This window comes from Mycobacterium sp. SP-6446, assembly GCF_001954045.1.
Classification (GTDB): Bacteria; Actinomycetota; Actinomycetes; order Mycobacteriales; family Mycobacteriaceae; genus Mycobacterium.
The window spans coordinates 1-506 of the sequence record NZ_MBEM01000033.1 but is presented as its reverse complement, the minus strand read 5'-3'; the positions used below and the strand labels follow the sequence as shown (position 1 = coordinate 506).

At 69.8% G+C, this 506-nt stretch carries 1 pseudogene; it reads left to right on the top strand.

Features of this window, described 5'->3' with window-relative positions:
- Positions 1–10: 10 nt before the first annotated feature.
- Positions 11–506: pseudogene (locus A5736_RS02540) on the top strand (type VII secretion-associated serine protease); the annotation flags it as partial.

Genomic DNA, 506 nt, shown 5'->3' with positions numbered 1-506 from the left:
ACCACAACGGATCGCTGCGATCACGTTGTCGAGCCTGCTTGTGGCGCTGTTGGCGAGCCTTCCTGCAGCACAAGCGATTCCGCCGCCGATCGTCGACCCGGGCCGCGTCCCGGCCGACGGCAAGCCGGCCCCGGATCAGCCGATGCGGCAGAGCTTCGCCTGCGCCCGGACGATCACCGTCGCCGATCCGAACGTGGCTCTTCCCGCGCCCGGGTTCACGATGCTGAACGTCAGCAAGGCTTGGCAATACTCGACCGGTAACGGCGTGCCGGTGGCCGTCATCGACACCGGCGTCAATCCGAGCAGGCGGTTGCCCGTCGTCGCTGGCGGCGACTACATCATGAGCGGCGACGGGCTGACGGACTGCGACGCGCACGGAACCATCGTGGCGTCCCTGATTGGCGCTGCCCCGCAAGGTATTCCGATGCCCGCACCGATGCCGAGCGCTCCTGCCTTCCCGCCACCGGCGGGTCCGCCGCCGACCGATGCCGGACCCGCGCCTCCCG